The sequence below is a fragment of the Plantibacter lichenum genome (assembly GCF_050587525.1).
Taxonomy (GTDB): Bacteria; Actinomycetota; Actinomycetes; order Actinomycetales; family Microbacteriaceae; genus Plantibacter.
Window position 1 is genome coordinate 152,196 of sequence record NZ_JBOBFT010000008.1, and the last position, 24,006, is coordinate 176,201.

General features: G+C 67.5%; 29 protein-coding genes and 1 tRNA gene. 19 read left to right on the forward strand and 11 right to left on the reverse strand.

Annotated elements, in window-relative coordinates; genetic code table 11:
• Window position 1 precedes the first annotated feature (1 nt).
• The 10 genes from ACQ3HB_RS12720 to ACQ3HB_RS12765 all read left to right on the forward strand — a co-directional run bounded on the left by ACQ3HB_RS12720 (window position 2) and on the right by ACQ3HB_RS12765 (window position 6,633).
• Window positions 2-418 (forward strand): hypothetical protein, encoded by a 417-nt coding sequence (locus ACQ3HB_RS12720; protein WP_430920428.1) that lies wholly within the window; start codon window positions 2-4, stop codon window positions 416-418.
• Between the two features lie 16 nt (window positions 419-434).
• On the forward strand, window positions 435-938 hold the full coding sequence (locus ACQ3HB_RS12725; RefSeq protein WP_430920429.1) for a hypothetical protein: 504 nt from the start codon (window positions 435-437) through the stop codon (window positions 936-938).
• A complete protein-coding gene (locus ACQ3HB_RS12730; protein ID WP_430920430.1) occupies window positions 938-2,527 on the forward strand; it encodes a hypothetical protein in 1,590 nt (529 codons plus the stop codon). Before ACQ3HB_RS12725 ends, ACQ3HB_RS12730 begins: the two co-directional genes overlap by 1 nt.
• Window positions 2,527-2,883, forward strand: a complete 357-nt coding sequence (locus ACQ3HB_RS12735; RefSeq protein WP_430920431.1) for a hypothetical protein — start codon at window positions 2,527-2,529, stop codon at window positions 2,881-2,883. Before ACQ3HB_RS12730 ends, ACQ3HB_RS12735 begins: the two co-directional genes overlap by 1 nt.
• Window positions 2,880-4,106, forward strand: coding sequence for a hypothetical protein (locus ACQ3HB_RS12740; protein ID WP_430920432.1), 1,227 nt, complete (start codon window positions 2,880-2,882; stop codon window positions 4,104-4,106). Before ACQ3HB_RS12735 ends, ACQ3HB_RS12740 begins: the two co-directional genes overlap by 4 nt.
• Window positions 4,106-4,891: a tail fiber domain-containing protein gene (locus ACQ3HB_RS12745; protein ID WP_430920433.1), complete on the forward strand. Its 786-nt coding sequence runs from the start codon at window positions 4,106-4,108 to the stop codon at window positions 4,889-4,891. Before ACQ3HB_RS12740 ends, ACQ3HB_RS12745 begins: the two co-directional genes overlap by 1 nt.
• The gene (locus ACQ3HB_RS12750; protein WP_430920434.1) at window positions 4,891-5,382 is read left to right on the forward strand and encodes a hypothetical protein; all 492 of its coding nucleotides are present in this window, start codon (window positions 4,891-4,893) and stop codon (window positions 5,380-5,382) included. Before ACQ3HB_RS12745 ends, ACQ3HB_RS12750 begins: the two co-directional genes overlap by 1 nt.
• A gap of 11 nt (window positions 5,383-5,393) precedes the next feature.
• Window positions 5,394-6,059: a murein hydrolase activator EnvC family protein gene (locus ACQ3HB_RS12755; RefSeq protein WP_430920435.1), complete on the forward strand. Its 666-nt coding sequence runs from the start codon at window positions 5,394-5,396 to the stop codon at window positions 6,057-6,059.
• 95 nt (window positions 6,060-6,154) lie between these two features.
• Window positions 6,155-6,475 carry a hypothetical protein gene (locus ACQ3HB_RS12760; RefSeq protein ID WP_430920436.1) on the forward strand — a complete coding sequence of 107 codons (321 nt, stop codon included), beginning with the start codon at window positions 6,155-6,157 and terminating at the stop codon, window positions 6,473-6,475.
• Window positions 6,451-6,633, forward strand: a complete 183-nt coding sequence (locus tag ACQ3HB_RS12765; RefSeq protein WP_430920437.1) for a hypothetical protein — start codon at window positions 6,451-6,453, stop codon at window positions 6,631-6,633. The genes ACQ3HB_RS12760 and ACQ3HB_RS12765 overlap by 25 nt, the downstream gene beginning before the upstream one ends.
• Here the strand turns inward: ACQ3HB_RS12765 and ACQ3HB_RS12770 are convergent.
• Both ACQ3HB_RS12770 and ACQ3HB_RS12775 read right to left on the reverse strand, forming a co-directional pair.
• A complete protein-coding gene (locus ACQ3HB_RS12770) occupies window positions 6,630-7,451 on the reverse strand; it encodes a tyrosine-type recombinase/integrase (RefSeq protein WP_430920438.1) in 822 nt (273 codons plus the stop codon). The genes ACQ3HB_RS12765 and ACQ3HB_RS12770 overlap by 4 nt on opposite strands.
• 259 nt (window positions 7,452-7,710) lie before the next feature.
• Complete coding sequence (locus ACQ3HB_RS12775) at window positions 7,711-7,893, reverse strand: hypothetical protein (protein ID WP_430920439.1); 183 nt, start codon at window positions 7,891-7,893, stop codon at window positions 7,711-7,713.
• A gap of 58 nt (window positions 7,894-7,951) precedes the next feature.
• Between ACQ3HB_RS12775 and ACQ3HB_RS12780 the strand changes: the two genes are divergently transcribed.
• A tRNA-Leu gene (locus ACQ3HB_RS12780) sits at window positions 7,952-8,014 on the forward strand.
• A 179-nt stretch (window positions 8,015-8,193) separates the two neighbouring features.
• Here the strand turns inward: ACQ3HB_RS12780 and ACQ3HB_RS12785 are convergent.
• The 7 genes from ACQ3HB_RS12785 to ACQ3HB_RS12815 are packed head-to-tail and all read right to left on the reverse strand — an operon-like array spanning window position 8,194 to window position 13,703.
• Window positions 8,194-8,853, reverse strand: a complete 660-nt coding sequence (locus tag ACQ3HB_RS12785) for a hypothetical protein (protein WP_430920440.1) — start codon at window positions 8,851-8,853, stop codon at window positions 8,194-8,196.
• Between the two features lie 44 nt (window positions 8,854-8,897).
• Window positions 8,898-9,254, reverse strand: a complete 357-nt coding sequence (locus ACQ3HB_RS12790) for a CHY zinc finger protein (RefSeq protein WP_430920441.1) — start codon at window positions 9,252-9,254, stop codon at window positions 8,898-8,900.
• Entirely contained in the window at window positions 9,251-9,847 is a 597-nt protein-coding gene (locus ACQ3HB_RS12795; protein WP_430920442.1) for a CbiQ family ECF transporter T component, read from the reverse strand. Before ACQ3HB_RS12795 ends, ACQ3HB_RS12790 begins: the two co-directional genes overlap by 4 nt.
• Window positions 9,844-10,554, reverse strand: coding sequence for an energy-coupling factor ABC transporter ATP-binding protein (locus ACQ3HB_RS12800; RefSeq protein ID WP_430920443.1), 711 nt, complete (start codon window positions 10,552-10,554; stop codon window positions 9,844-9,846). The genes ACQ3HB_RS12795 and ACQ3HB_RS12800 overlap by 4 nt, the downstream gene beginning before the upstream one ends.
• Window positions 10,551-11,756 (reverse strand): thiolase family protein, encoded by a 1,206-nt coding sequence (locus tag ACQ3HB_RS12805; RefSeq protein WP_430920444.1) that lies wholly within the window; start codon window positions 11,754-11,756, stop codon window positions 10,551-10,553. Before ACQ3HB_RS12805 ends, ACQ3HB_RS12800 begins: the two co-directional genes overlap by 4 nt.
• Entirely contained in the window at window positions 11,749-13,026 is a 1,278-nt protein-coding gene (locus ACQ3HB_RS12810; RefSeq protein WP_430920445.1) for a class I adenylate-forming enzyme family protein, read from the reverse strand. The genes ACQ3HB_RS12805 and ACQ3HB_RS12810 overlap by 8 nt, the downstream gene beginning before the upstream one ends.
• Window positions 13,023-13,703: a biotin transporter BioY gene (locus tag ACQ3HB_RS12815; RefSeq protein WP_430920511.1), complete on the reverse strand. Its 681-nt coding sequence runs from the start codon at window positions 13,701-13,703 to the stop codon at window positions 13,023-13,025. Before ACQ3HB_RS12815 ends, ACQ3HB_RS12810 begins: the two co-directional genes overlap by 4 nt.
• A gap of 74 nt (window positions 13,704-13,777) precedes the next feature.
• Between ACQ3HB_RS12815 and ACQ3HB_RS12820 the strand changes: the two genes are divergently transcribed.
• Entirely contained in the window at window positions 13,778-14,419 is a 642-nt protein-coding gene (locus ACQ3HB_RS12820) for a TetR/AcrR family transcriptional regulator C-terminal domain-containing protein (RefSeq protein WP_430920446.1), read from the forward strand.
• Between the two features lie 130 nt (window positions 14,420-14,549).
• Window positions 14,550-14,783, forward strand: coding sequence for a hypothetical protein (locus tag ACQ3HB_RS12825; RefSeq protein ID WP_430920447.1), 234 nt, complete (start codon window positions 14,550-14,552; stop codon window positions 14,781-14,783).
• A 367-nt stretch (window positions 14,784-15,150) separates the two neighbouring features.
• Here ACQ3HB_RS12825 and ACQ3HB_RS12830 read toward each other — a convergent pair whose 3' ends face one another.
• Both ACQ3HB_RS12830 and ACQ3HB_RS12835 read right to left on the reverse strand, forming a co-directional pair.
• Window positions 15,151-15,771: a hypothetical protein gene (locus ACQ3HB_RS12830; protein WP_430920448.1), complete on the reverse strand. Its 621-nt coding sequence runs from the start codon at window positions 15,769-15,771 to the stop codon at window positions 15,151-15,153.
• Between the two features lie 97 nt (window positions 15,772-15,868).
• Window positions 15,869-16,057, reverse strand: coding sequence for a hypothetical protein (locus ACQ3HB_RS12835; protein ID WP_430920449.1), 189 nt, complete (start codon window positions 16,055-16,057; stop codon window positions 15,869-15,871).
• 111 nt (window positions 16,058-16,168) lie between these two features.
• Between ACQ3HB_RS12835 and ACQ3HB_RS12840 the strand changes: the two genes are divergently transcribed.
• From ACQ3HB_RS12840 to ilvC, 6 genes are all read left to right on the forward strand, one after another.
• Complete coding sequence (locus ACQ3HB_RS12840) at window positions 16,169-17,809, forward strand: alpha,alpha-trehalose-phosphate synthase (UDP-forming) (protein ID WP_430920450.1); 1,641 nt, start codon at window positions 16,169-16,171, stop codon at window positions 17,807-17,809.
• Complete coding sequence (gene otsB, locus ACQ3HB_RS12845; RefSeq protein WP_430920451.1) at window positions 17,806-18,633, forward strand: trehalose-phosphatase; 828 nt, start codon at window positions 17,806-17,808, stop codon at window positions 18,631-18,633. Before ACQ3HB_RS12840 ends, otsB begins: the two co-directional genes overlap by 4 nt.
• A gap of 2 nt (window positions 18,634-18,635) precedes the next feature.
• Complete coding sequence (gene ilvD, locus ACQ3HB_RS12850; RefSeq protein WP_430920452.1) at window positions 18,636-20,330, forward strand: dihydroxy-acid dehydratase; 1,695 nt, start codon at window positions 18,636-18,638, stop codon at window positions 20,328-20,330.
• Between the two features lie 46 nt (window positions 20,331-20,376).
• A complete protein-coding gene (locus ACQ3HB_RS12855) occupies window positions 20,377-22,188 on the forward strand; it encodes an acetolactate synthase large subunit (RefSeq protein WP_430920453.1) in 1,812 nt (603 codons plus the stop codon).
• Window positions 22,189-22,190: 2 nt separating this feature from the next.
• Window positions 22,191-22,700, forward strand: coding sequence for an acetolactate synthase small subunit (gene ilvN / locus ACQ3HB_RS12860; protein WP_430920454.1), 510 nt, complete (start codon window positions 22,191-22,193; stop codon window positions 22,698-22,700).
• A 91-nt stretch (window positions 22,701-22,791) separates the two neighbouring features.
• Window positions 22,792-23,820 carry a ketol-acid reductoisomerase gene (gene ilvC, locus ACQ3HB_RS12865; RefSeq protein ID WP_430920455.1) on the forward strand — a complete coding sequence of 343 codons (1,029 nt, stop codon included), beginning with the start codon at window positions 22,792-22,794 and terminating at the stop codon, window positions 23,818-23,820.
• Window positions 23,821-24,006 lie beyond the last annotated feature (186 nt).

The following is a 24,006-nucleotide window of genomic DNA, read 5'->3' on the forward strand; positions in this document are numbered from 1 at the left end:
CATGCCACAGATCGCCGTCAAGCCCCGCGTCTTCAAGAACTACCTGTTGAAGATCGGCGCGGACAACTACGAGAAGCACGTCTCGTCCGTCAAGATCACGCCCTCGTCCTCGATCCAGACGTGGAAGGGAGGGACACCCGACGCCGTGTTCACCGACACGACCAACCCCACGTTCACGTGCGGACTTGAATACGCGCAGGACTGGGAGACGGCCAACAGCCTGAGCGTCTACCTGCTCAACAACGAGGGCAAGGAAGTCGCGGTCGAGTTCTCGCCGCTCGGCTCCGGCCCGAAGTTCGCGGTGACGGTCATCATCACCCAGGGCGACATCGGCGGTGCGATCGAGTCGTTCGGCACCGCGTCCGTGACGCTGCCGGTCCGAGGCAAGCCGGCCTACACGGCCGGCGCGGTCGTCTAGCCGTGGAGACGGCCTGATGCTCAGCGTCACCAAGAGCCGTGAGCTTCAGGCCGTCATCCTCGCGCTGAAGCAGATGCAGACCGGGCTACGCCGGTCCATCTTCAAAGCCACCCGCAGCGCGATCGTGCCCGAGTGGCAGCAGGAGCTTCGCGCGAACGCCACGACCTCACTCGAAGAACGGGTGATCGCCGGCGGCGCGCGAGCCGATGTGACGGCCGAGCGCGTGACCCTGAAGGCCGCACAGTCCACCCGCAAGCTCTCCGGCGGTGCCTCACCACGCGACCTGGGCCACGCGGTCGAGTTCGGCGCGAAGTGGCGGCGCGGGCAGGTCGAGGCCACCTCCAGCGCCGGCAAGCCCTACCGCTACAGCCGCGTGCTCAACAAGCAACTGAAGCCTCGCAGATCGGCCGGCTACTCCGCCTGGCCGGCCGCCACGCGGCTCGCCCCGAGGTTCGCCGCCCTCTGGGTCCAAACCACCGTCCGCATCCTCCACGAAGCCTTTGAAGGGAAGTCCAGCTAATGGCCGGCATCAGCATCGGGATCACGTCCGACGTACGCGACTTCCTCAAAGGCACGGGCGACATCGAGCAAGCCCTCGATGACGTGTCTGACGCCCTGGACGACGTGGCCGCTGACGCTAAGAAGGACTCAGCGAAGATCGGCCGCGAGCTGTCCAAGGAAACGAAGGACGCCTCGAAAGACGCCGGGAAGAGCCTGGAGCGGGTCGAGAGCAGCTTCAAAGAGTTGGCCGCCGGCGCAAAGCGCGAGACGAAACAGGCCAGCGAAGCGCTATCCCGCAACACGAAGGAAGGCACGTCGCAGGCCCGGCAGGACCTCGAAGAGCTGGGCAAGGAAGCCCGACAGAACGCGGCCGAAACCTTCAGCTCATTCGACGGCTCGGCGCAGTCGTTCGCGGACGGCATCCAAGGCACGCTCGGCGGCATCGTGTCCGAGCTGGGACCGGTCGGCGCAGCGGCCGGAGCAGCCGGCGCACTCGGAATCGGCCTCATCATGGCCGCGATGGAGAACGGGCAAGCCGAGTCCGAAGAGTTCAAGCAGTCCGTGGCCGACCTCGCAACCGAGTTCATCGAGACCGGCGACGTCGGAGAGACCTCAATCGGGTTCATCGTGGACCGGCTCAAGGAGCTGGCAACCGAAACCGACGGCAGCAAGGACAGCCTCGAAAAACTCCGCAAAGTCGCGGACGACTCAGGCACCTCATTCGCGGATCTCGCCCAGGCATACGCCGGCAACGGCGATGGGCTGAAAGAGCTAATCAAGAAGTACAAAGATCTTGAGCAGGCCACGCAGGATGCGAACGTGGCGGCGCAGCAGGCAGGCAAGCCGCTGGGAGACATTCAGCGCCGGGCCAACGGCCTCGCAGTCCTCAACGACTATCTGGATCAGACCAAGAAGAAGTACGACGAAGCTGCCGAGCAGGAGCGGCTATTCGTGGAGTCCGGCGGTGAAGCGCTCGCGACGAAGGCGGCCGCGATCGACTCCATCCAGGACTCTGTGGACGGCGCTGCCGGGTCGTGGGAGGACTACCAGAACAAGGAGACGGGCGCGATCGACCCGGCCGCGTTCCTCGCCGGCGTGCAGGCGCGCCTGCAGGCGTCCAACGACTACGCATCGAACCTCGAAGCGGCACAGGCCCGGCTCTCGCCCGAGGCCTACCAGTACCTCGTGGATCAGGGAATCGACTTCGCGCCGATGCTCGCCGCGATCCTCGCCGGCGGTGACGAGATGGTCAACAACTTCGACAGCACCTTCACCGCAGCGGCCGAGGCCGGCAAGAGCGCCGTGGAAGGCACGCTCCCGTCCGAGTTCGGTGTGACCGCGAAGGTGGACGCCGACACCTCCGAGGCCGAGAGCAAGACGAAGGCCACCGAAACCAAACCGCGCGAGACGACCGTGAAGGCCAAGGCCGACACGAAGGACGCCGAAGTGAAGCTCGACGGCCTGGCGTCGAAGGGCCGCACCGCGACCATCGGGACCAGCGCCGACACGAGCGGCGCAGCGTCCGACCTGAGCGCATTCCTCAACCGCAAACGCACGCTCACGATCACGGCCGACATCGTGACCCGCACCGGACAGAAGGTGGACTGATGCCGACCATCAGCTATGGCACCACGACCATCACCCCGGACCTGCTCACGATCCCCGATGAGCGCCACGACTCCCGGAACGTCATCCACGAGATTCTGGACAGGTCCGACCCGGACGTGACCTTGCACGCCGGCGCGACACGGGCCGGCGTGCTGGAACTGTTCTTCCGCTCCGAGGCCGACGCGGCCGCAGCGGTCACGCTCCACAACAAGCCCGGCGTGTTCGTGCTCGACTACCCCGGCCGGCCGACGTGGGCGATGCGCTACGTCACGACGAACGCGGTCGATCGAGCGATCGATGACAGCACCCGCAACCACTGGACCGTGAAGGTGCCCTTCCGGCAGGTGCTCGCATGACGATCAGCATGCACACCATTCGGGCATCGATCGGCGTAGCCGGCGGTAACAGCGTCTCCCTGAAGAGCGCCCGGCTGAGCCTTGATGAGAGCTGGTCGCCGTACGTCCAGGGCGAGCTGGTGCTACCGATCGGAGACAGCGACTTCCTCGCAGCGCTGGACCCTCGTGAGGACGTGCGAGCACAGATCACGCTCGTGCAGACGTTCGGCGACTCCGGGCCGCTGTCCGAGCTGACCGCGCGGTATGCCGGCAGCGTCAAGGCGATCACGGCCGCGTTCACCGGCAGCGTGACCGCACTGAGCGCTGACGGGTTCACGCCGTGGAACAGCTTTGGGCGCCGCAACTCCACCACCCGCAGCTTCGACCTAGGCGTGCGCCGCCGAGCGATCCGCTACGGCAGCGCCGATGTCGAGTTGCCGATCGCATCCGACGAAGCCCTGTTGCAGGATTACGCGCTCGTGGCCACGGAATCGCTCCGCACCGGCATCTTGTCCGTGCGCGAGCTCGTCGGATTCGTCCTGGCCAAGATCGGCCGGCACCTGGAACCGGGCACGGCGGATGCGGCGGTCGCGCCCGAGGCGTCCGTGTGGAACCCTGGCACCTTCGGGTGGGCGTTCCTCGCCCCGATCGTTCAAGCATCCGCGTTGCGCCTCTGGTGCGACGAGTTGCGCCGCTGGCACCTGACCGGCGACGAAGAGGCACCCGATCTTGGTGCGCTCGTCCTCAGCTCCGAGGGCACCATCACGGATGCGTCCAACGTCATCGATCGAGACGGCGACTGGTGCGACGCCGTGGTCATCACCTACCGGTGGAAGGACGCCCTGGGAATCGACCAGGTGGCATACGACACGGCCGAGACTGACGGCTTCAGCAAGGTCAAGACCATCGATTTCACGAACACGCCATACCCCGGACCCGGCGCAGCCTCCCGCGTCCTCGCACGTTCGCAAGGCCGGGGCCAAGTGTTCGAGGTCGAGGCCGTCTCCGACTACTCAGCGACGCCCGGACAGCCTGTGTCCGTCAACATCGCCGGCGCGCTCGCGCAAGCCGGCTACGTCGGTTCCGTCTCGTGGGCGTGGCCGGCGGACGAGATGCGCGTCACGACTCGTGGTCTGTTCGAGATCCCCAACGATGCCTGGCTCTACATGCCCGACTCGATCAGGTGGAACGACCTGCCCGCCGACACGACTTGGAACACGCTCGACCCGAAAGGAATGGTCTGATGGCCGCAGGAGACAAGGCCGCAGCCGCCGGCCTGAAAGTGTACGCCGGCACCGACAAAGCACGCGAAGGCTACCGATACCTGAACGAGCGCGGTGACGAGCTGGCCGTGCACATGATCGACGGTGGACACTCGTTCTCGAAGATCACCGGTCAAGCGACACCGGATCAAATTCCAGGACTCGACGCCGGCAAGATCACATCTGGCACCATCACCCGACCGGTGCAGACCACGGGTGGCGTGTCCTCGATTGGCCCGATGAACGCCGGCGGGGGACTCGGCATCGGCGGTACGGGCCGTGGGTTTGACGGCAACGGCAACCTGAACTGTGCGTACCTGACGATCGGCGGCGACGCATCGGCCGCCGGCAACCTCTCTGCCGGCGGCTTCGTGTACTCGGTTGCCGGCCGGTCCAGCCCCGTCACGTCGAACTGGGTCGCGGCCGCGCTCGACGGCTCTGGCAGGCTCGGCATCCAGCCGTCCGCTACCCGGTTCAAGAAGTTCATTCGGACCTGGAACGACCCGAGCAAGCTCCGGGCGTTCCTGAGCATCCGCCCCGTGCGCTACCAGTTGCGTCACGGCGACGGCAGTTGGGAACTCGGCTACCTGGCCGAAGAGGTTCTCGAGGCCGGCTTCCCCGAGTTCGTCCCCACGGACGTCAACCCCGAATCCGAGACGTTCGGGCAGCCGATCAGCGTGGACTACGCCCGCATGGTCGTGCCCCTGCTGGAGCTGGTCAAAGACCTCTACACACGCGTCGAGAAGCTTGAAGGGAGCGCCGGGTAATGGCCGCAGGTAGCAAAGACAGCAACGGCATTTGGCAGTACGGAGAGGACGACCTTCGGGCGCTGTTCTCCGATCTGCTTAACCTCGCCACAGCCAGCGTCTCGGTCGCCGTCGGGGCGATCAAGAGCCGGCTGACGACGCTCGAAACGAAGACCGCGCACATCACGGACTCCGACTTCAAGATCATCGGCGCGACGGGCAACCCGCCGTTCGCGTCCGGATGGTCGGGCGTGTTTATCGGCGGGTGGAACGGCCTTGCCTTCCGCAAACGCGACGGCATCCTCTACCTCAACGGTGCGTACAACAAGGCCAGCTGGGTCGCAGGGGAGTTGGTGATGACGCTTCCAGTCGGCTATCGCCCGAGTCGTCAAACGCGCGTGTTCGCGTACGGGTCAGCATTCCACTCCGTGGACATCTACGTGGACGGCAGTGTCCGCATGACCATCGCCGGCGGCGGCTCCGTCGTCGTCGCCGGCGTCATCCCGATCTAGGAGCACAGCACATGCAACTCATCAAGACCGCACGCGGCAACATCACCACGTTCCACGGTGAGGACGCCGGCCGCGCGCACGCACACGTCGGCATCGACATCGGCCACGGCGCGAGCACCGCCGCCGACCTCGCGCTGATCGCTCCTGAAGCCGGCATCGTCCGCGTCGCCGGCTGGGACGGCACCTACGGCAATCGGGTCATCATCGAGCACCCGGACGGCACCTGGTCGCTCATCGCCCACATGGCCGCGTTCTTCGTGCGCGCCGGCGATCAGGTCACCCGGGCACAGAGCATCGGCGTCATGGGCCGCACCGGTGGCCCGTGGGGCAGCGTCGCTGGCTGGTTCGTCCACGCCCACCAGGAGTACCACTTGGCCGACGGGACCGCCGTCGATCCCCTCGACTACATCGTCACCCTCACCGCAACCATCCTGAAAGGAATCACCATGCCGAAGATCGTCCGCGTCGATCGAGGGACCATTGCCCTCGTGTCCGATTTCGAGGGCAAGAAGTTCACCTCCACGGAAGGCGGTCAAGGGTTCTCGATCGGCGTCAACACGAAGGCGTACGGCGAAGTGACCGGGCTGACCGAGGACGAGGTGTCCACCCTCGTCAACGAGGCGAACATGAGGGGTGACCGATTCGCGGCCACCGTCGCGGCCCGTGTCAAGCGTTAGGCGCGCATGGCGGCGCTTCCTCTGCAACCTGGGGCACTGTCCGAGAGGCCGCGCAGGCTGGTACTGCGACGGCTCCGAAGGGCGGTGCGGGTGGCGTGAGTGACATCGTGATCGTCGCCCTCATCAGCGCCGCCGCACTCGTCCTTACCGCGCCGGCAAGCGTGCTGATGCTGCTCGTGAATCGCCGCGTCAAGGCACTCGGCCACCAGGTCGCCAACGACCACAGCGTGAACCTCCGGGACGACCTCGACGGCAAGCACAGCGAAACCGGCGACCTGCTCCGCGAGCTGGTCCGCGACCTCGGCGGCATGAAGCAGGACGTGCGCCTCATCCGACAGGACCAATCCACCCACGAATCGCGCATCCACGCGCTCGAACAGAAGGAGAACACATGGCCCGGATCAACCCCAAGGTAACCGCCAGTGCAGCCGCAGCGGCCGGCACGACCGTCCTGTGCTGGGCGGTCGGCCTCGCAGGCCTCGACGTGCCCGACTACGTGCAGGGAGCCGTCACCGTCCTGCTCGTGTTCGCAGCCGGGTACGCGACCAGCGACGGCAAGCACGCCGCCGACTAGAAGTTGACCGCTCGGCGTTTCGCGCCGTCCTCGATCGCTGTGTAAATCTGCGTCGTCGCAACCGACGCGTGACCTAGCAGTTCCTGGACGGCGCGAATGTCGTTTCCGCTTGCTCGATAGGCCTTGCCAGCGAACCAGTGGCGCAGCATATGCCCCGTGACGCCGGCGGGCAGTGCGCCGCTCACGAGCTTCGACACGTAGCCGGCCGAGAGGTGGCCGTCGATTTGGCCGGGGAAGAAGTAGCCGGCGGGAAGCTGACGCAGCATGTGCGCTAGCTCGTCGCGCAACTCGACCACTCGGTCTTTGCCGCCCTTTCCGTGCACGACGATTGACCAGCCTACGAAGTCCTCGAAGATGTCGGTGCTCGAGGCCTTCGCTATCTCGCCGCATCGCATGCCCGCGTATGCGGCCATTTGCACCATGAGACGGGTTCGGATGTCATGTGTGCGTTTCCCGGCCTCCACGGCGGCCTCTGGGGCCGGACGTGGCTTGCCTGCTTGGACGCGTATCTTCGGTAGTGAGGCGGCCGGGTTGTGCTCCATGCGCCCGGTGATGTGTGCCCACTGGTAGAACGCCCGGAGTGACGAGCGGATGGAGGATCGAGACGAGGGGGAGAGCTTGGCGTGTCCGCCGAGGTAGCCGGCGAGGAAGTCGAGGGTCATGGGAAACGGCGGCCGCTTCGTCTCCGAAGCGAACCGCCGCAAGTGGTACGACCGCAGATAGGCGGTGGTGTCTGGTGCGCCGGCGGCGCGCATCCATGACAGGTAGGACTCAAGTGCATCTCGCCAGGATTCGGGCGTCGGTATCTGGTGTTTCATCTTGGTTTCATCGAAACGCAAAGACGGACGCCCACCTGACAAAATGCCCCTCATTCGGGTGACGAATCGGTAACAGTACCGGAACCATCCGGTTTCGGGACGAACGTCCAGCGCACGCGTGGCCGTTTCCCACGTAGCTTGCGAAGCCGTCTGGCGCGGTTGCGCAGACGCGCCGCGTCGCGTCGTCTGCGGAGTTCGGGGTGCTCGCCGCGCACCCGGCTCATCTCAGTCATGGTCTCGTGGACTTGGAAGCTGGGCATCAGTTCGCCTCCGAATCTGTCGGTTCCGGGTCGGCCGGTGGCGTCCACTCGGTCGCCGGGACGACGAGCACGGCGAATACGTCGGCCCGGCCCTCCTGCGTCCACCACAGCGCATCGGCGTCGCTCGTGGTCGTCTGGATCACACTGCCCGTCGCGCGATCGCGCACCACGTAGACGTTCATGCGCGCACCGCCCGGAGGACTACGGCCATGAGCACCGCGAGGCCGGCCGTTGCCGAGTGCAGTGGAACCGGCGAAACCCTTAAACAGTGGGTTCCGGGTTCAAGTCCCGGGGGGTGCACCATCGGCCCGAGATCATCATGATCTCGGGCCTTTTGCGTACCTGCCGCCTCCTTGTCCATCGCCGTCCGCCTCGATCTGTTTGAGCACAATTCCGGAGTTCTCAGCCCGGAAAGCGTGTGCTCGGCACGGACAACGCTTGCTTCGTCACTCCTGTCACAGGACTTCCGGAATTGTGAAACATCAGGGGTGGGGCGAGGCGGCGAAGCGTGTGAGGGCGCGACGGTAGCGGTGCGGATCTGCACGGGTCTCATCGGTCACGAGGAGCGTACGCGGGCCGATGATGCGCGTGTGGTCGCCGCGGCACGGGATGGTTACGACCTTCGCCAAGCCGGAATTCCAGGCGGGAACGAGTGCGTCCAATGCGAGTCGTTCGGGGTGCTCCTCGAGCGAGAGCTGCGGCCGCCTTGAACGGCGCTCGAAGCCGGCGGTCGACCAGGCGCCATGCGCATCGGTGAACGCGGCATCGCCGAATTCCTCTCGCCAGGAAGGACCGAGCAATCGGCTCAGCACGATTGCGCGTTCGGCGGAGTCTTCCGAGGCCTCGGAGGCGGCGGCGAACAGCGTCGGATCACGGATATCGGCAGCGTGCACGACGGTGGCGGACCAGATCGCGGGCCAAGCAGCCGACCACTCCGCAGGACTGGCAGGCGGAGCAGCGGCGGGACCGAGCGTCGCCGGCGGCGTCTCGGTGAGGAGTGGTGGGAGATCGGCGCCGACTGGAGTCAAGCCCCACGCCTCGCGCACCCAGAGGAGGTCGAGGAGCGTCTGCAGGGAGTCCTGCACCTCGATCCGCATGTCGTGAGGCCATGGCTCACCCGGGATCGGTTCGCTCGTCTGCATCGCGTCCTCCACGTCCTCGTGATCGTCCCAGTTTCACACTCCGATCAGCGCGGGAGGAAGTAGAGGTGCTCGTGCAGGTGGCAGCGCTCGTTGAACGGCGCCGAGCACGCGGGACAGCTCGTCGCGTCGACGTAGTCGGCGATCGTCAGCTCCGTGGCGCACACGCCGCACAGGATCGCGAGCGCGGACCGCTCGTCGGCGGGCCACTGCGTCGCCGCGTGGTCGGCCGTCTCCTCGTGGCAGAGGTGGCAGGGGTAGTAGCGGTCGCAGCAGTGGAAGCGGATCGCGATGACGTCGACGGGCGTCCGGTAGTGCTCGCATCTCGTCTGGTCGTCGACCGGCTTCCCGTAGACGTCGAAGTCACCCGTGCGGCGCACCGGCAGAGCTGATCCCTCCGTCATTCGATGCCTCGCGCGACCATCGCATCGCCCAGGTCGTCGGCGTGCTTCATCGACATGACGAGCAACGGCACGACGAAGGTCTGCGGGCGCAGCGGAACCCCACGAGCACGCTGCGCTTCGAGGATCGTGGTGGCGAACGAGCCGATGACGGGGATGATCGTGATCGTCATCGCGAACAGGAGGCCGATGCGTGACGGGTCCACCCCGAATCGACGGAGCGGTCCGAGCGCGCGTTCCGTCGCGTCGAGGAGCGCGGACGTCCGGGTCGTGAGTGTGAGGAGCGCCGCCAGGAGGACGGCGATGAGCACCCTCGCGGTGTTCGTCGTCGCCTGGGGGATCGTCAGGAACAACAGCTGTGCGCCGAGCGTGATGACGATGAGCCACCGAACCACGAGCACCTGCCGCAGGAGCGCCCCGATGCCGAGGCCGCCGAGGAGATAGCCGACGATGACCAGGCCGAACGCCGCGAGCAGCGTCCACAGCGTGTGCGGGACGATCGACACCAACAGGATGAGCGCGAGGACGACGAGCACCTTCGGCCCGGTCGGCATGCGGTGCAGCGGACTGGTCCCTGGCCGGTAGAGCGCGATCACGCGTGGTCCAGTTCGTACGCGTCGATGACGTCGCGGGGCTCACCGACGGAGTGCAGTCGGCCGCCCTCGAATCGGAGGACGATGTCGCATCGAGCCGCCAGACGCATGTCGTGCGTCACGAGGACGAGCTGCTGCGGCATGACGTCGAGCAGGTGATCGCTGATCAGCCGCCGATTGGAGGCGTCGAGGAGGGCCGTCGGTTCGTCGGCGATGACGAGGGCCGGCTCGCCGATCAGGACCGCGCTCATCGCGAGGAGTTGCTTCTGGCCGCCTGAGAGGTCGTGGGCCGGCGCGTCCGCGTGGGGTGTGAGCCCGAAGCGGTCGAGCCAGCCGTCGACCCGCACGGAGACCTCCGAGGCCGACAGCCCGCGACCGCGCAGCGAGAAGCCGATGTCCTCTCGGACCGTTGGCATGATGATCTGCGCGTCCGGGTTGGCGAAGATGAACCCGGCGGTCCGCCGCAGCTGCTTCGCCTCGCGCACGGGGTCGAGCCCGTGGATCCGCACGTCTCCGGAGCCTGCGGTGACGAGTCCGTTGAGCATGCGGGCGAAGGTGGACTTCCCGGAGCCGTTGGAACCGATGATGCCGATGCGACCTTGGTCGAGCGTGACAGAGACGCGCTCGAGGGCGATGCGCTCGCCGAAGACGACCGAGACGTCCGTGAACACGAGGTCGCGCCTGAGCGCGGCTTCCGGTGCGCCGGTCATCGGACGACCTCCACGAGTGCAGCGATGCCCAAGCCGCCGCCGACGGCCACTGTGGCGATGCCACGGGCGCCTGCCGGGGCATCGGCCCGGACGAGACGGGAGAAGAGGCGCACGAGGCCCACAGCGCCGCTGGCGCCCCAGGGATGGCCGAGCGCGAGTGCGCCGCCGTCGGCGCAGACGCGGGGGTCCACGCCGTCCTCGTCCGCGAGGCCGAGTTCCTGCCAGACGGCGAGGCTCTGGGACGCGAACGCCTCCACGAGTTCGAAGGCGGCCATGTCGTCGAGCGTCAGGCCCGTCCGATCGAGCAGGTCCCGCACGGCGTCGACGGGCCCGATGCCAGGCGTCGCCGGGTCGCAACCGATCGTCGCCGTGGCGCGGATGACGAGTCCGGGAGCGGTCCCGCGCAACGCTGCGGGCACGATCGCTACGGCCGCGGCGCCATCGCTGATCCGACACGAGTTCCCCGCGGTCACAGTGCCGCCGTGGAGGGCGGGGAAGCGGCCGAGCATCGCCGACATCCCGCTACGCGGACCGTCGTCGGCGACCACGTCCGACAGTGCGACGAGCTCCTCGTCGAACGCTCCGCGATGCTGCGCGGCGACCGCGAGGTCGTGGCTCCGCAGCGCGTAGGCGTCCTGGCGTTCGCGCGTGATGCCGTGCAGGCCCGCGAGGTGTTCGGCCGCTGGTCCCATCTCGGGGTCGGGGAAGCCGTCCGGTGCGAACGCAGCACGGCTGTAAGGAGCGCCGGTACCGGCCGCCGTGCGCGTCGGAGCGGTCGACGCGCTCTCGACCCCGCCGGCGATCCGGAGGCGCGCATCGCCCGCCGAGATCGAGTCGGCCGCCGTCACGATCGCCGCGAGCCCGCTGCCGCATTGGCGGTCGATGGTCATGCCGGGGATCCGCACGTCGAGCCCGGCCGCGAGCGAAGCAACGCGTGCCGTGTTGCCGCCGGGTCCCATGCAGTTGCCGAGGATGACGTCGCCGATGGGGAATTCGCGCCCGAGCACACGAGCCGCGTCGTCGACGACCGCCCGGAGGACGACAGCTGCGAGCTCCTCCGCCTGGAACTGAGCCAGGCGGCCGCCCTTGGTCGTGATGGGCGTCCGGCGGGCGGCGATGATGACGGGCGCGTCGGGAGGCAGCGGCGCGCCCTCGTGCGTCGGCAGGTTCGTGAGGGGGAATGTGAGAGCGGTGTCAGACACAACGGCTCATCTCTCCCGCGAGGGTTGCTCGGCGGATCTCGGCGCGGGCTGGCTTGCCGGAGGAGGTTCGCGGCAGCTGTGTGGAACGGTACCAGCGCCGTGGCAGGTGGGACGACGCCAACCGGGTCCTGGCCTCGGAACGGATCGTCTGCAGCGTGGGGGAGGACGGGTGGTCGCGCAGTTGGAGGACGACTGCGACGAGTGCTCCGATGCTCGGGTGCGGGATGCCGAAGACGACCGCGTCCTCGATACCGTCGATGCACCGGAGCGCCGCTTCGACGTCCTCTGGAACGACGGTCGCCGCCGCCGTGAGGATCGCTCCGTCGCTGCGCCCGCGAAGACGCAGGGCTGGGCCGCGCGCATCCTGGCGATCCTCCTCGTCCACGACCTCGGCGAGGTCGCCGACGGTGCCCCAGCCGTCCGCATCGACACGGAAGGACCCGGCCACGCCGTCGAGATAGCCCGACGCGAAGAAGGTCGACCGCACGAAGAGCACCCCGTCCTCGATCCTGACCTCGACGCCGGGGAACGCGCGCAGGCCGAGGCCGTCGGTGTCCACAGCGACGAAGGACAGTTCGGCCGCACCGTAGTACGACACGATGCGCACGCCCTGCGCCTCGGCTCGCTCGCGGAGCGCCCCGTCCAGGTGCGCGCCGCCGACCAGGACGACTCGGATCCGATGCGGAGTCCCGGTCTCGAGTCGTTCGACGATCGTCCGGAGGGCTTGAGGCGTGCCGTGGACGACGGTCGCGACAGCGAGGTCCTCATCGGACACGGCGTGGGCGCGGGGGAGGAGGACGGCCGCGCCTGCACCGTGCGCATGCGCAGCCGAGAACACGGACACGGACGACGTGAGCGGGGACGGCAGGTAGACGACGTCATCCGCGGTCAGGCCGATGAGGCCTGCGACCGCGTCGAACGAATCGGACCAGGACGACGCCGTTCGCACGATGACGCGAGGAGCGCCCGTGCTCCCCGAGCTGAGCGTCGCCCACGCCGCGTCAGGTGCCGGGGCGGAGGCGGCGACGAGCGCCTCGACGCTGCAGCGGAACTCGTCGGTCCACCGGTCGTCGCCGAGCAAGGGGACGCCGCCGGCTGCACGGACCTCGAATGCTCGCACCAGGGCTTCCGCAGGGTCGGCGTCGATGATCAGTACGAGGCGCCCCGGCGCGAGCGGCTGAGCGGCGGAGGCGCGCTCGAGGCGCTCGCCGAGTTCATCGCTCGTGACTTGGACGTCTCCGCTGCGCACCGCGATCCGGCGGTCCGTCATCGAGTGGGCTCGTGCGGGGCGGGCGCGGTGGTGTCGGACGGGGACGTGCGCGCGGTCACGGGCGCGACGGTCTGGGCCGGACGACGGAACGCTCGCGGGTACGCGCGCCAGAGCGCCATCGTGACGATCGTCGCGAGGACCGCCTTGATGAGGTCGCCGGGCAGGAACACGAGGCTCGTCAACGCGGTCTGGCCGAGGGGGAGCTGCGTGACGAGCGCCTGGATCGGGATGCCGAACGCGTAGATCACGAGGATGCCGCCGACGACCGTACCGAGCGCCGTCCGCCACCAGGTGGGGCGGCTCGACCCCGCGTGGACGATGGCGCCGACGACGAAGGCTCCGAAGATCCATCCGACCAGGTAGCCGGCGCTCGGGCCGACGAACACGCCGAAGCCGCCGCGCCCGCCGGAGAGGAGGGGAAGGCCCACCGCCACGAGCACCTCCAGCACGACGATCGCCGCAGCCCCGCGCCACGGGCCGAGCACGGCGCCCGCGAGCATCACACCGAGCGTCTGGGCGGTGATGGGGACCGCGCCTCCGAACGCCGGGATGGCCCCGGGGAGCCCGAGGACGGCGATGAGCGCCGCGAAGACGGCTATGCGGGCGAGGTCGTCGATGGCGAAACGCTTGCGAGTGGTCACGGGTACTCCTTGGCCGGGGCGGACGGTTCCGCACATCCTGAACGATGTCGACATGAACGGTGTTCACCTGAACGCCGTTCACCTGAACAGTGTTCGAGTATAGTGTGACCATGGCGACAGCATCCAACCCCCGGTACGGCCACACCCGTCACTCCCGCGATGACGTCGCCCAAGCGGCCCTCGCGATCCTCGACGAACACGGCCTCGCCGACCTCACGATGCGGCGTCTCGCCGCCACACTCGACGTCCAACCGAGCGCACTCTACTGGCACTTCGAGAACAAGCAGTCCCTGCTCGCGACGCTCTCCGACCGCATCGTCGCACCGCGGGCCACGACCCAGGAGGATGTCGACTGGTCGGTCGCGCTCGCCGCAGAGGCGCTCGTCCTGCGGGAGTCGCTCCTCGCGTATCGGGACGGCGCAGAGGTCGTCGCGAGCACGATCGCTCTCGGGCTCGGCGCCGAAGCCCCGATGGAGCGGTTCACGAGCGTCATCGGAAAGGGCGGATACGACCAGGAGACGAGTGCCGCGGCCGCTGCGGTGCTGCTCCACTTCGTCCTCGGCCATGTCTCCCATGAGCAGCAGCGGCTGCAGGCCGACAGCCTCGGCGTCGTCGCACCGGACCACTCGCTCGACCCGTCGGCTACGGGCTCGGATGCCACGGAAGCATTCCGCTTCGGCATCGCACTCCTCATCGACGGCTTGCGCGTTCGTGGCCGATCCGAGGCGGAGCAACCCGTTCTCGGCGGGTAGCACGTCGGCCACGATCGGGCAACCCGGTGCCCGGATCCGGCCTCGCGCGTACCGTTGAACACGAGGCGCCGGAGACGTCGGCGAGATCTCGCCCGTCGGGCGGCGGCCTCTGGGAGACGAGAGGTGCAGCATGAGAATCGCAGCCGTGTACACCACCGGTCGCACCGAGGCGACAGTCGAGAAGCGTTCCGATGTGCTCTACGTCGTGAGCGTCGAGGGCCGGGACAGGGGCTTCGTCGAGCGGGCAGGCAACGTGTACGTCGCCCTCTGGGGGCACCGATACGCGAGCGCCGTCGAAGTGATGCAGACCTTGGACTTCGACGCGGCCGTCGAACGACTGACCACACTGGACCAGCGGCCCTGACCTCTGCGGACCAGTCGGCGCGCACTCGGCGGATCATCTGAACAATCCCTTTGAACGAGTGTGCGAACCGCCGTGGATGGTCATCGGCATCGTCCGCGGTGTGAGACTGTAGACGGGTCGGTTCGTCGACCGGATCGGGTTCTGGTCGCGGACGGATCAAGCCTCCGTTGGCCTACCCAGCCCTGCGGAGCACAGCGTCGGTCGGGCGTTTCGCCCACCCGCGCCGTGACGCCTCATCGATTCGGGTTCGATGGGGCGTCACGCACCGTTTCCGTCGCCACGGAGCCGGGCTCTCAAATGCACGAAGCCCGCTATCACCTGCGCATGTGCGCGGGACAGCGGGCCTGACGTGCTGTGCGGTGAGCTGCTAGGCGATGGAGCGGTTCCGTGCTGGGACCGGGTTCACGAGGCTCGCGTCGATGAGGTCGGGTTCGGCCCAGACGGCGATGGGGTAGTGCTGCGGTTCGAGGAGCGTTCGCTCGACGAGCACGGGAGCAACCGGCGCGTCTTCGGCCTCTGCGGCGTCTTCGGCCGCCTCAGCTGCCGATTCTGCAGCTGCATCGGCCATGACCTCGGCCACGAAGACCTCGATCGCTTCGGTCGTGGGTGCCGCGTGGTCGAACTCTGCACCGGCTTCGGCGCCGGCCGTCTCGACAGCGACGGCTTCCGCGACAGCGGCGTCCTCACTCATCGACTCCGGCTCGGCGTCCGCGCGACCCCAGAGCCGCCAGCCGCGAGCGGGGGCTTCGGCACGCACGGTGACGGCGGCCTGCTCGAGGTCGATGTCCGTCGCGATCTCGTGGGCGAGCTGCTGGGCGAAGACATCGTGGAAGATCTCGTCCCCGGAATCGGGGAGTCGTCTCGACAGGACCCAGGCGCCAGTGGCGCCGAGCTCGTCCGCGAGGCGGGCGTGCACGAGGTCGAAGAGCTGCTTCTCAGTCAGCTTCGAGGCGGATACTGGCGCGGCGTGTCGACGACGACCGAACATGTCCTGGACCTTTCCTCGAGGTGGAATGGTCCCAGTGTGCGTGCACACGCCTGAGAATCCCCGCAGACACGCGGGAAAACGGGGGAATCAGCCGACTCTAGCGCTCGATCTCGGCGTTCTTGCTGTCCTCGATGACGGATCCGATCGCGAGTGCGAGGGAGATGCCCCAGCTCGCCCAGAGCAACAGCAGCCGCCAGTCGCGCGGTCCCTGCCTCGTGGCCTGGATCGCCGAGATGCCGCTGAACACCGTGCTGATGACGCTGCCGTTGAAGATGAACTTGCGCATGTGGGTGGGCCTCCGTTCCCTTCTACGCTAGCCGGTGCGGCCAGCCTCTGCACCCGGGTTGCCCTCCGGCGCGGCGAACCGCTATGCCTGAGAGGAGCATCACGGTGTCGGATGCCTCGGGAACACCTCGGACATCGCCTTCCGCCGCGTCACCGCGCGGAAGGCGAGCGGACGAACGCTGCTAGCCTGAGGAACGAACCGGAGCAGACCGGGAGGGTCATCATCACCAGGCACGAAACCGTCGCAGGCGCATCGCAGCCCACGTTCGACTTCATCGTCGTGTCCAACCGCTTGCCCGTCGATCGCGTGACCGACGCAGACGGCAACGAGAGCTGGCGCACGTCCCCGGGCGGTCTCGTGACCGCCCTCGAACCCGTCATGCGGGGAGCGGACGGCGCGTGGATCGGCTGGGCCGGTTCCGCGGACCTCGAGCTCGATCCCTTCGACAACGACGACATGTGGATCGTTCCCGTGCCGCTGTCCGAGGACGAGATCGCGAAGTACTACGAGGGCTTCTCGAACGACACGATCTGGCCGCTGTACCACGACGTCATCGCTCCGCCGAGCTACCACCGCGAATGGTGGGAGTCCTACGTCATCGTGAACCGGCGCTTCGCCGAGGCCGCAGCCGAGTCTGCGTCGGAGGGCGGCACCGTCTGGGTCCAGGACTACCAGCTGCAGCTCGTCCCCAAGATGCTGCGCGAGATTCGTCCGGACCTCACGATCGGCTTCTTCAACCACATCCCGTTCCCCGCGTACGGCATCTACTCGCAGCTGCCCTGGCGCCGCCAGATCATCGAGGGCCTGCTCGGCGCGGACGTCATCGGCTTCCAGCGCACCGCGGACGCCGGCAACTTCTCCCGTGCCGTCCGTCGCCTGTTCGGCTACGAGACGCGTGGAGCCGTCATCCAGGTGCCGCTCGACGCGCACGGCGTCCCCACCGCGACCGATGCCGCGCCGCGCGCCTCACGCCGCGGCTCGCCGTACCGCAAGGTCATCGCGAGGCACTTCCCGATCTCGATCGACAGCAAGGGCTACCAGGAGCTCGCCTCCCGCCCGGACGTCATCGCGCGCGCCAAGCAGATCCGCGAGGAACTCGGCAACCCGCAGACGATCATGCTCGGCGTCGACCGCCTCGACTACACGAAGGGCATCGGCCACCGGCTGAAGGCCTTCGGCGAGCTGCTCGCCCAGGGCAAGCTCGCGGTCGAGGACGTCACGCTCGTCCAGGTCGCGAGCCCCAGCCGTGAGCGGGTCGAGACGTACCGTCAGCTGCGTGACGACATCGAGCTGACCGTCGGTCGCATCAACGGCGACTTCGGCACGATCGGGCACACGGCCATCCAGTACCTGCACCACGGCTACCCGCGTGAGGAGATGGCCGCCCTCTACCTCGCGGCGGACGTCATGCTCGTCACCGCGCTGCGCGACGGCATGAACCTCGTCGCCAAGGAATACGTGGCCGCGCGCTTCGACAACGACGGCGTGCTCGTGCTGAGCGAGTTCGCGGGTGCGTCGGATGAACTCAAGCAGGCGCTGAAGATCAACCCGCACGACATCGAGGGCTTGAAGTCGGCGATCCTGCAGGCCGTGCACATGACGCGCGCAGAGCGGTCCCGTCGGATGCGAGCACTCCGCAAGCGTGTGCTCGAGTACGACGTGGCCCGCTGGTCCGCGTCCTTCCTCGACGAGCTGCACCAGATCCGCGAGGACCGCGCTGCACTCGAGGCCGGAGAGACGGAGCAGCGATGACGCTCGAGCGCACGGCTGACGGTGCGTCACCGTCGGCCGCGCTCCCGGCGGACCTCGACACGGCCCTCCGCCGTCTCGCAGCGGTGCCGCGCCTCCTCGTCGCCCTCGACTTCGACGGAACGCTCGCACCCGAGGTCGACGAACCCGAGCAGGCGCGGGCGCTCCCCGCAGCCCGGGAGGCCGTCCTCTCACTCCTCGCCGCGACGGACACGCGAGTCGCCCTCGTCTCCGGGCGAGCCGTCGCGAGCCTCGAACAGGTCGCCGATCTGCCGGGGACCGTCCTCCTCGCAGGGTCCCACGGGGTCGAGATCCGACTCGACCACCCTGGCGACGCGATCGCGCTGAGCGCCGAGGAAGGTGCCCGGCGAGCGAAACTGTCCGATATCCTCGGAGATGTCGCACAGAACTACGACAACGTCTGGATCGAGACGAAACCGGCAGGGTTCGCCCTCCACACTCGGCTCGCCAGCGAAGCAGACTCCAGGAACGCCCACCTCGAAGCACTCGCCCTCACGAAGGACGAGCTCGGCGACCTGACCGTACGCGAGGGCAAGAACGTCCTCGAATTCTCGGTCCGGACCGCCACCAAGGGCGAAGCCGTCGAACACCTCCGGCGGTATACCAAGGCAGACGCCGTGTTCTACGCGGGCGATGACGTGACCGACGAGGACGCCTTCAGGGCCCTCGGACCGGTCGACCTCGGAGTGAAGAGCGGGCGGGGAGCAACCGCCGCCGCGCACCGGGTCGAAGGACCGTCGGAGATCGCCCACGTACTGGGCGTCTTGGCCGAATATCGAAGCAATCAGGAAGCCGTAGACTCGTAAACATGCCCGAGATCGACATCAAACCTCGCAGCCGCGCCGTCACGGACGGCATCGAAGCAACCACCTCACGAGGCATGCTGCGTGCCGTCGGAATGGGTGATGAGGACTGGGACAAGCCCCAGATCGGCATCGCCAGTTCGTGGAACGAGATCACGCCCTGCAACCTCTCGCTCGACCGCCTCGCCCAGGGCGCCAAGGAGGGTGTGCACTCCGGCGGAGGATACCCGCTCCAGTTCGGCACCATCTCCGTCTCCGACGGCATCTCCATGGGCCACGAGGGCATGCACTTCTCCCTCGTCTCGCGTGAGGTCATCGCCGACAGCGTCGAGACCGTCGTCATGGCCGAGCGCCTCGACGGCACCGTCCTCCTCGCGGGCTGCGACAAGTCGCTCCCCGGCATGCTCATGGCCGCCGCGCGACTCGACCTGTCCTCGGTCTTCCTCTATGCGGGATCGATCGCCCCGGGCTGGGTCAAGCTGTCCGACGGCACGGAGAAGGAAGTCACGATCATCGACTCCTTCGAAGCCGTCGGTGCCTGCAAGGCCGGCAATATGAGCGAAGAGGACCTCAAGCGCATCGAGTGCGCCATCGCGCCGGGCGAAGGCGCGTGCGGTGGCATGTACACCGCCAACACCATGGCCTCCGTCGCCGAGGCACTCGGCATGAGCCTCCCCGGCTCGGCTTCGCCGCCCTCGGCCGACCGCCGCCGCGACTACTTCGCCCACCGCTCCGGCGAGGCCGTCGTCAACATGCTGCGCCTCGGCATCACGGCACGCGACATCCTCACGAAGAAGGCGTTCGAGAACGCGATCGCCGTCGCCATGGCGTTCGGCGGCTCCACCAACGTCGTCCTCCACCTCCTCGCGATCGCTCGCGAGGCCGAGGTCGACCTCACGCTCGACGACTTCAACCGCATCGGCGACAAGGTGCCCCACATCGGCGACCTCAAGCCCTTCGGCAAGTTCGTCATGAACGACGTCGACCGTCACGGCGGCGTCCCCGTCGTGATGAAGGCACTCCTCGACGCAGGCCTGATCCACGGTGACGCGCTCACGGTCACGGGCAAGACGGTCGCGGAGAACCTCGCGGACCTCAATCCCGACCCCATCGACGGCACCGTCATCCGCACGCTCGACAACCCGATCCACGCCACGGGCGGCATCACGATCCTCAAGGGCTCGTTCGCTCCCGAGGGCGCCGTGGTGAAGACGGCCGGCTTCGACGCCGAGGTGTTCGAGGGTCCGGCACGCGTCTTCGAGCGCGAACGCGCGGCGATGGACGCTTTGACCGACGGCAAGATCAACAAGGGCGACGTCGTCATCATCCGGTATGAGGGTCCGAAGGGCGGCCCCGGCATGCGCGAGATGCTCGCGATCACCGCCGCCATCAAGGGCGCGGGTCTCGGAAAAGATGTACTACTCTTGACGGACGGTCGATTCTCAGGCGGCACAACCGGACTGTGCATCGGCCACATAGCACCCGAAGCGGTGGACGCTGGTCCAATCGCCTTCGTGCGCGATGGTGATCTGATACGGGTCGATATCGCAGCTCGCTCGCTGGATCTACTGGTCGACGAAGCAGAGCTGGAAGCCCGCCGTGAAGGCTGGGCACCGCTTCCTCCGCGCTATACCCGTGGCGTTCTCGCAAAGTACGCCCGTCTCGTCCACTCTGCTGCAGAGGGTGCGATCACGGGCTGACCGAGCATCTCGTTCGTGCATCTCCACCGCCAGAAGGAATAACACCATGCCCACGGAGACTCAACCCGTGCCTCAACCCAGAGCGGCCGCTCCTGCGGCCGCCTCCGCTCCAGAAATCCTGACGGGTGCCCAGTCGGTCGTCCGCTCCCTCGAGCTCCTCGGCGTCAAGGACGTCTTCGGGCTCCCGGGCGGCGCGATCCTGCCGGTCTACGACCCGCTCATGGACTCCACCAAGCTGCGTCACATCCTCGTTCGTCACGAGCAGGGCGCCGGCCACGCCGCCGAGGGGTACGCCTCCGCCGGCGGCGGCGTCGGTGTCTGCATCGCGACGAGCGGTCCGGGCGCGACCAACCTCGTGACCGCGATCGCCGACGCCTACATGGACTCAGTTCCCATGGTCGCGATCACCGGTCAGGTGTTCTCGACCCTCATGGGGACGGACGCCTTCCAGGAAGCCGACATCGTGGGCATCACCATGCCGATCACGAAGCACTCCTTCCTCGTGAAGACGCCGGAGGACATCCCCGCCGCGATCGCGGCAGCGTACGAAATCGCGGGGACCGGTCGTCCGGGTCCCGTGCTCGTCGACATCACGAAGGACGCGCAGCAGGCCGAGGCGCCGTTCATCTGGCCGCCGAAGATCGACCTGCCCGGCTACCGTCCCGTGACGAAAGCCCACGGCAAGCAGATCCAGGCCGCCGCGCAGCTCTTCGTGGAAGCCAAGAAGCCCGTCCTCTACGTGGGCGGCGGTGTCATTCGCGCCAAGGCGTCGGAGGAACTGCTCGCTCTCGCCGAGGCGACCGGCGCCCCCGTCGTGACGACGCTCATGGCGCGCGGCGCATTCCCGGACTCGCACCAGCAGCACCTCGGCATGCCCGGTATGCACGGAACGGTCCCGGCCGTGCTCGCGCTCCAGGAAGCCGACCTGCTCATCTCCCTCGGAGCCCGCTTCGACGACCGCGTCACGGGCAAGGCCTCGCTCTTCGCCCCGAACGCCAAGGTCGTCCACGTGGACGTCGACCCGGCCGAGATCTCCAAGATCCGGGTCGCCGACGTACCGATCGTGGGCGACGCGAAGGACGTCATCGTCGACCTCACGGCCGCCTATGAGGCCGCCAAGCGCGAGACGACGCCGGACACGACGGAGTGGTGGTCCTACCTGGACGGTCTGCGCGACGAGTACCCGCTCGGGTACTCCGAGCCGACCGACGGGCTCCTCGCCCCGCAGTACGTCATCTCCCGCATCGGTGAACTCACCGGTCCAGAGGGCGTGTTCGCGTCGGGCGTCGGCCAGCACCAGATGTGGGCTGCGCAGTTCATCAAGTACGAGCGTCCCAACTCCTGGCTCAACTCCGGTGGAGCCGGCACGATGGGCTACGCCGTTCCGGCCGCCATGGGTGCGAAGGTCGCCCAGCCCGACCGCGACGTGTGGGCGATCGACGGCGACGGCTGCTTCCAGATGACCAACCAGGAACTCGCGACCTGCACGATCAACAAGATCCCGATCAAGGTCGCGATCATCAACAACTCGTCGCTCGGCATGGTGCGCCAGTGGCAGACGCTGTTCTACGACGGCCGGTACTCCAACACCGACCTGAACACGGGCCACGACACCATCCGCATCCCCGACTTCGTGAAGCTGGCGGAAGCCTACGGCTGCCTCGCCATCCGCGTCACGAAGCAGGAGGAGGTCGACGCCGCGATCAAGCTCGCCCTGGAGACGAACGACCGCCCGGTCGTCATCGACTTCGTCGTGAGTGCAGACGCGATGGTGTGGCCGATGGTGCCGCAGGGCGTCAGCAACAGCTACGTGCAGTACGCCAGGGACCACAGTCCGTCGTTCGATGAGGAGGCCTGATCATGAGTACCCACGTGCTGAGTCTCCTCGTCGAGGACAAGCCCGGTCTGCTGACCCGTGTCGCCGGCCTGTTCGCCCGCCGCGGCTTCAACATCGAGAGCCTCGCGGTCGGCCACAGCGAGATCGACGGCCTCTCCCGCATCACGGTCGTCGTGGACGTCGACGAACTCCCGCTCGAACAGGTGACGAAGCAGCTCAACAAGCTCATCAACGTCATCAAGATCGTGGAGCTCGACCCGGCCCAGGCCGTGCAGCGCGAGCACCTGCTGATCAAGGTGCGAGTCGACAACACGACCCGCTCGCAGGTCCTCGAGGCGGTCAACCTGTTCCGTGCCCGCGTCGTCGACGTGGCGCAGGACGCCCTCGTGATCGAGGTCACGGGCGATTCCGGCAAGACGAGCGCGCTCCTCAAGGTGCTCGAGCCCTACGGGATCAAGGAGATCGCCCAGTCGGGACTCCTCGCCATCGGCCGCGGCTCCAAGTCGATCACCGAACGCGTCTTCAAGAACTAGCAACCCTTTCGTCGCAACCCGCCAGCACGTACGCTGCCACGGGGAGCGAATGCATGGATTCGAATCACCACAACCAAGGAGAGAACCACCAGTGACTGAGATTTTCTACGATCAGGACGCAGACCTGCAGCTCATCCAGGGCAAGAAGGTTGCCGTCATCGGCTACGGCTCGCAGGGTCACGCGCACGCGCTCAACCTCCGCGACTCCGGTGTCGAGGTCGTCGTCGGCCTGAAGGACGGCTCGAAGTCGATCGCCAAGGCTGAAGAGCAGGGCTTCACGGTCAAGAACGTGGCCGATGCCTCCGCATGGGCCGACGTCATCGTCATCCTCGCTCCCGACCAGCACCAGCGCGGCATCTTCGCCGAGTCCATCAAGGACCAGCTCAGCCCCGGCAAGGCGCTCGTCTTCGGCCACGGCTTCAACATCCGTTTCGGCTACATCGAAGCTCCCGAGGGCGTCGACGTCTTCATGGTCGCTCCGAAGGGCCCGGGTCACACCGTCCGTCGCGAGTACGAGGCAGGCCGTGGCGTCCCCGTCATCGTCGCCGTCGAGAAGGACGATTCCGGCAACGCGTGGGCACTCGCTTGGTCCTACGCCAAGGCGATCGGCGGCCTCCGCGCCGGCGGCATCAAGACGACCTTCACGGAAGAGACCGAGACCGACCTGTTCGGCGAGCAGGCTGTCCTCTGCGGTGGCGTCTCGCAGCTCATCCAGTACGGTTTCGAGACGCTGACCGAGGCCGGCTACCAGCCGGAGATCGCGTACTTCGAGGTCCTCCACGAGCTCAAGCTCATCGTCGACCTCATCTGGGAGGGCGGCATCGCCAAGCAGCGTTGGAGCGTCTCCGACACCGCTGAGTACGGCGACTACGTCTCCGGCCCGCGCGTCATCGACCCGAGCGTCAAGGAGAACATGCAGGCCGTTCTCAAGGACATCCAGGACGGCACGTTCGCGCGTCGCTTCATCGCCGACCAGGATGCCGGAGCCCCCGAGTTCCTCGAGCTCCGCAAGAAGGGCGAGGACCACCCGATCGAGGCGACCGGCCGCGAGCTGCGCAAGCTCTTCGCATGGAACGCCTCGAACGACGACGACTACGTCGACGGCAGCGTCGCACGCTAGTCACGCCGTAGCGTCCGGTTCCACCGGTTCTGCTCGAAGCGCCCGTCCCGCACTGCGGGGCGGGCGCTTCGTCGTTCTGCGCCCCGCGCCGCTCTGATCGATCACAACTCCTTCGATTTCGACAGCCGCTCGGTCGGAACCGCGCGATTCCGCGGGCACTCTGGTTTGCGGACGCGAGATCGAAGG

Bases quoted from the DNA above. Each gene is read 5' to 3' on its own strand.
- ACQ3HB_RS12835 (WP_430920449.1), bottom strand. From the start codon at position 16,057: ATGCGCAAGTTCATCTTCAACGGCAGCGTCATCAGCACGGTGTTCAGC.
- ACQ3HB_RS12720 (WP_430920428.1), top strand. From the start codon at position 2: ATGCCACAGATCGCCGTCAAGCCCCGCGTCTTCAAGAACTACCTGTTG.
- ACQ3HB_RS12825 (WP_430920447.1), top strand. From the start codon at position 14,550: ATGAGAATCGCAGCCGTGTACACCACCGGTCGCACCGAGGCGACAGTC.
- ACQ3HB_RS12800 (WP_430920443.1), bottom strand. From the start codon at position 10,554: ATGACCGGCGCACCGGAAGCCGCGCTCAGGCGCGACCTCGTGTTCACG.
- ACQ3HB_RS12770 (WP_430920438.1), bottom strand. From the start codon at position 7,451: ATGAAACACCAGATACCGACGCCCGAATCCTGGCGAGATGCACTTGAG.
- otsB (WP_430920451.1), top strand. From the start codon at position 17,806: ATGACGCTCGAGCGCACGGCTGACGGTGCGTCACCGTCGGCCGCGCTC.
- ACQ3HB_RS12740 (WP_430920432.1), top strand. From the start codon at position 2,880: ATGACGATCAGCATGCACACCATTCGGGCATCGATCGGCGTAGCCGGC.
- ACQ3HB_RS12855 (WP_430920453.1), top strand. From the start codon at position 20,377: ATGCCCACGGAGACTCAACCCGTGCCTCAACCCAGAGCGGCCGCTCCT.
- ACQ3HB_RS12785 (WP_430920440.1), bottom strand. From the start codon at position 8,853: ATGCAGACGAGCGAACCGATCCCGGGTGAGCCATGGCCTCACGACATG.
- ACQ3HB_RS12810 (WP_430920445.1), bottom strand. From the start codon at position 13,026: ATGACGGACCGCCGGATCGCGGTGCGCAGCGGAGACGTCCAAGTCACG.
- ACQ3HB_RS12820 (WP_430920446.1), top strand. From the start codon at position 13,778: ATGGCGACAGCATCCAACCCCCGGTACGGCCACACCCGTCACTCCCGC.
- ilvD (WP_430920452.1), top strand. From the start codon at position 18,636: ATGCCCGAGATCGACATCAAACCTCGCAGCCGCGCCGTCACGGACGGC.
- ACQ3HB_RS12790 (WP_430920441.1), bottom strand. From the start codon at position 9,254: ATGACGGAGGGATCAGCTCTGCCGGTGCGCCGCACGGGTGACTTCGAC.
- ACQ3HB_RS12830 (WP_430920448.1), bottom strand. From the start codon at position 15,771: ATGTTCGGTCGTCGTCGACACGCCGCGCCAGTATCCGCCTCGAAGCTG.
- ACQ3HB_RS12840 (WP_430920450.1), top strand. From the start codon at position 16,169: ATGCCTCGGGAACACCTCGGACATCGCCTTCCGCCGCGTCACCGCGCG.
- ACQ3HB_RS12815 (WP_430920511.1), bottom strand. From the start codon at position 13,703: ATGTGCGGAACCGTCCGCCCCGGCCAAGGAGTACCCGTGACCACTCGC.
- ACQ3HB_RS12775 (WP_430920439.1), bottom strand. From the start codon at position 7,893: ATGAACGTCTACGTGGTGCGCGATCGCGCGACGGGCAGTGTGATCCAG.
- ilvN (WP_430920454.1), top strand. From the start codon at position 22,191: ATGAGTACCCACGTGCTGAGTCTCCTCGTCGAGGACAAGCCCGGTCTG.
- ACQ3HB_RS12755 (WP_430920435.1), top strand. From the start codon at position 5,394: ATGCAACTCATCAAGACCGCACGCGGCAACATCACCACGTTCCACGGT.
- ACQ3HB_RS12750 (WP_430920434.1), top strand. From the start codon at position 4,891: ATGGCCGCAGGTAGCAAAGACAGCAACGGCATTTGGCAGTACGGAGAG.
- ACQ3HB_RS12725 (WP_430920429.1), top strand. From the start codon at position 435: ATGCTCAGCGTCACCAAGAGCCGTGAGCTTCAGGCCGTCATCCTCGCG.
- ACQ3HB_RS12730 (WP_430920430.1), top strand. From the start codon at position 938: ATGGCCGGCATCAGCATCGGGATCACGTCCGACGTACGCGACTTCCTC.
- ACQ3HB_RS12765 (WP_430920437.1), top strand. From the start codon at position 6,451: ATGGCCCGGATCAACCCCAAGGTAACCGCCAGTGCAGCCGCAGCGGCC.
- ACQ3HB_RS12735 (WP_430920431.1), top strand. From the start codon at position 2,527: ATGCCGACCATCAGCTATGGCACCACGACCATCACCCCGGACCTGCTC.
- ACQ3HB_RS12745 (WP_430920433.1), top strand. From the start codon at position 4,106: ATGGCCGCAGGAGACAAGGCCGCAGCCGCCGGCCTGAAAGTGTACGCC.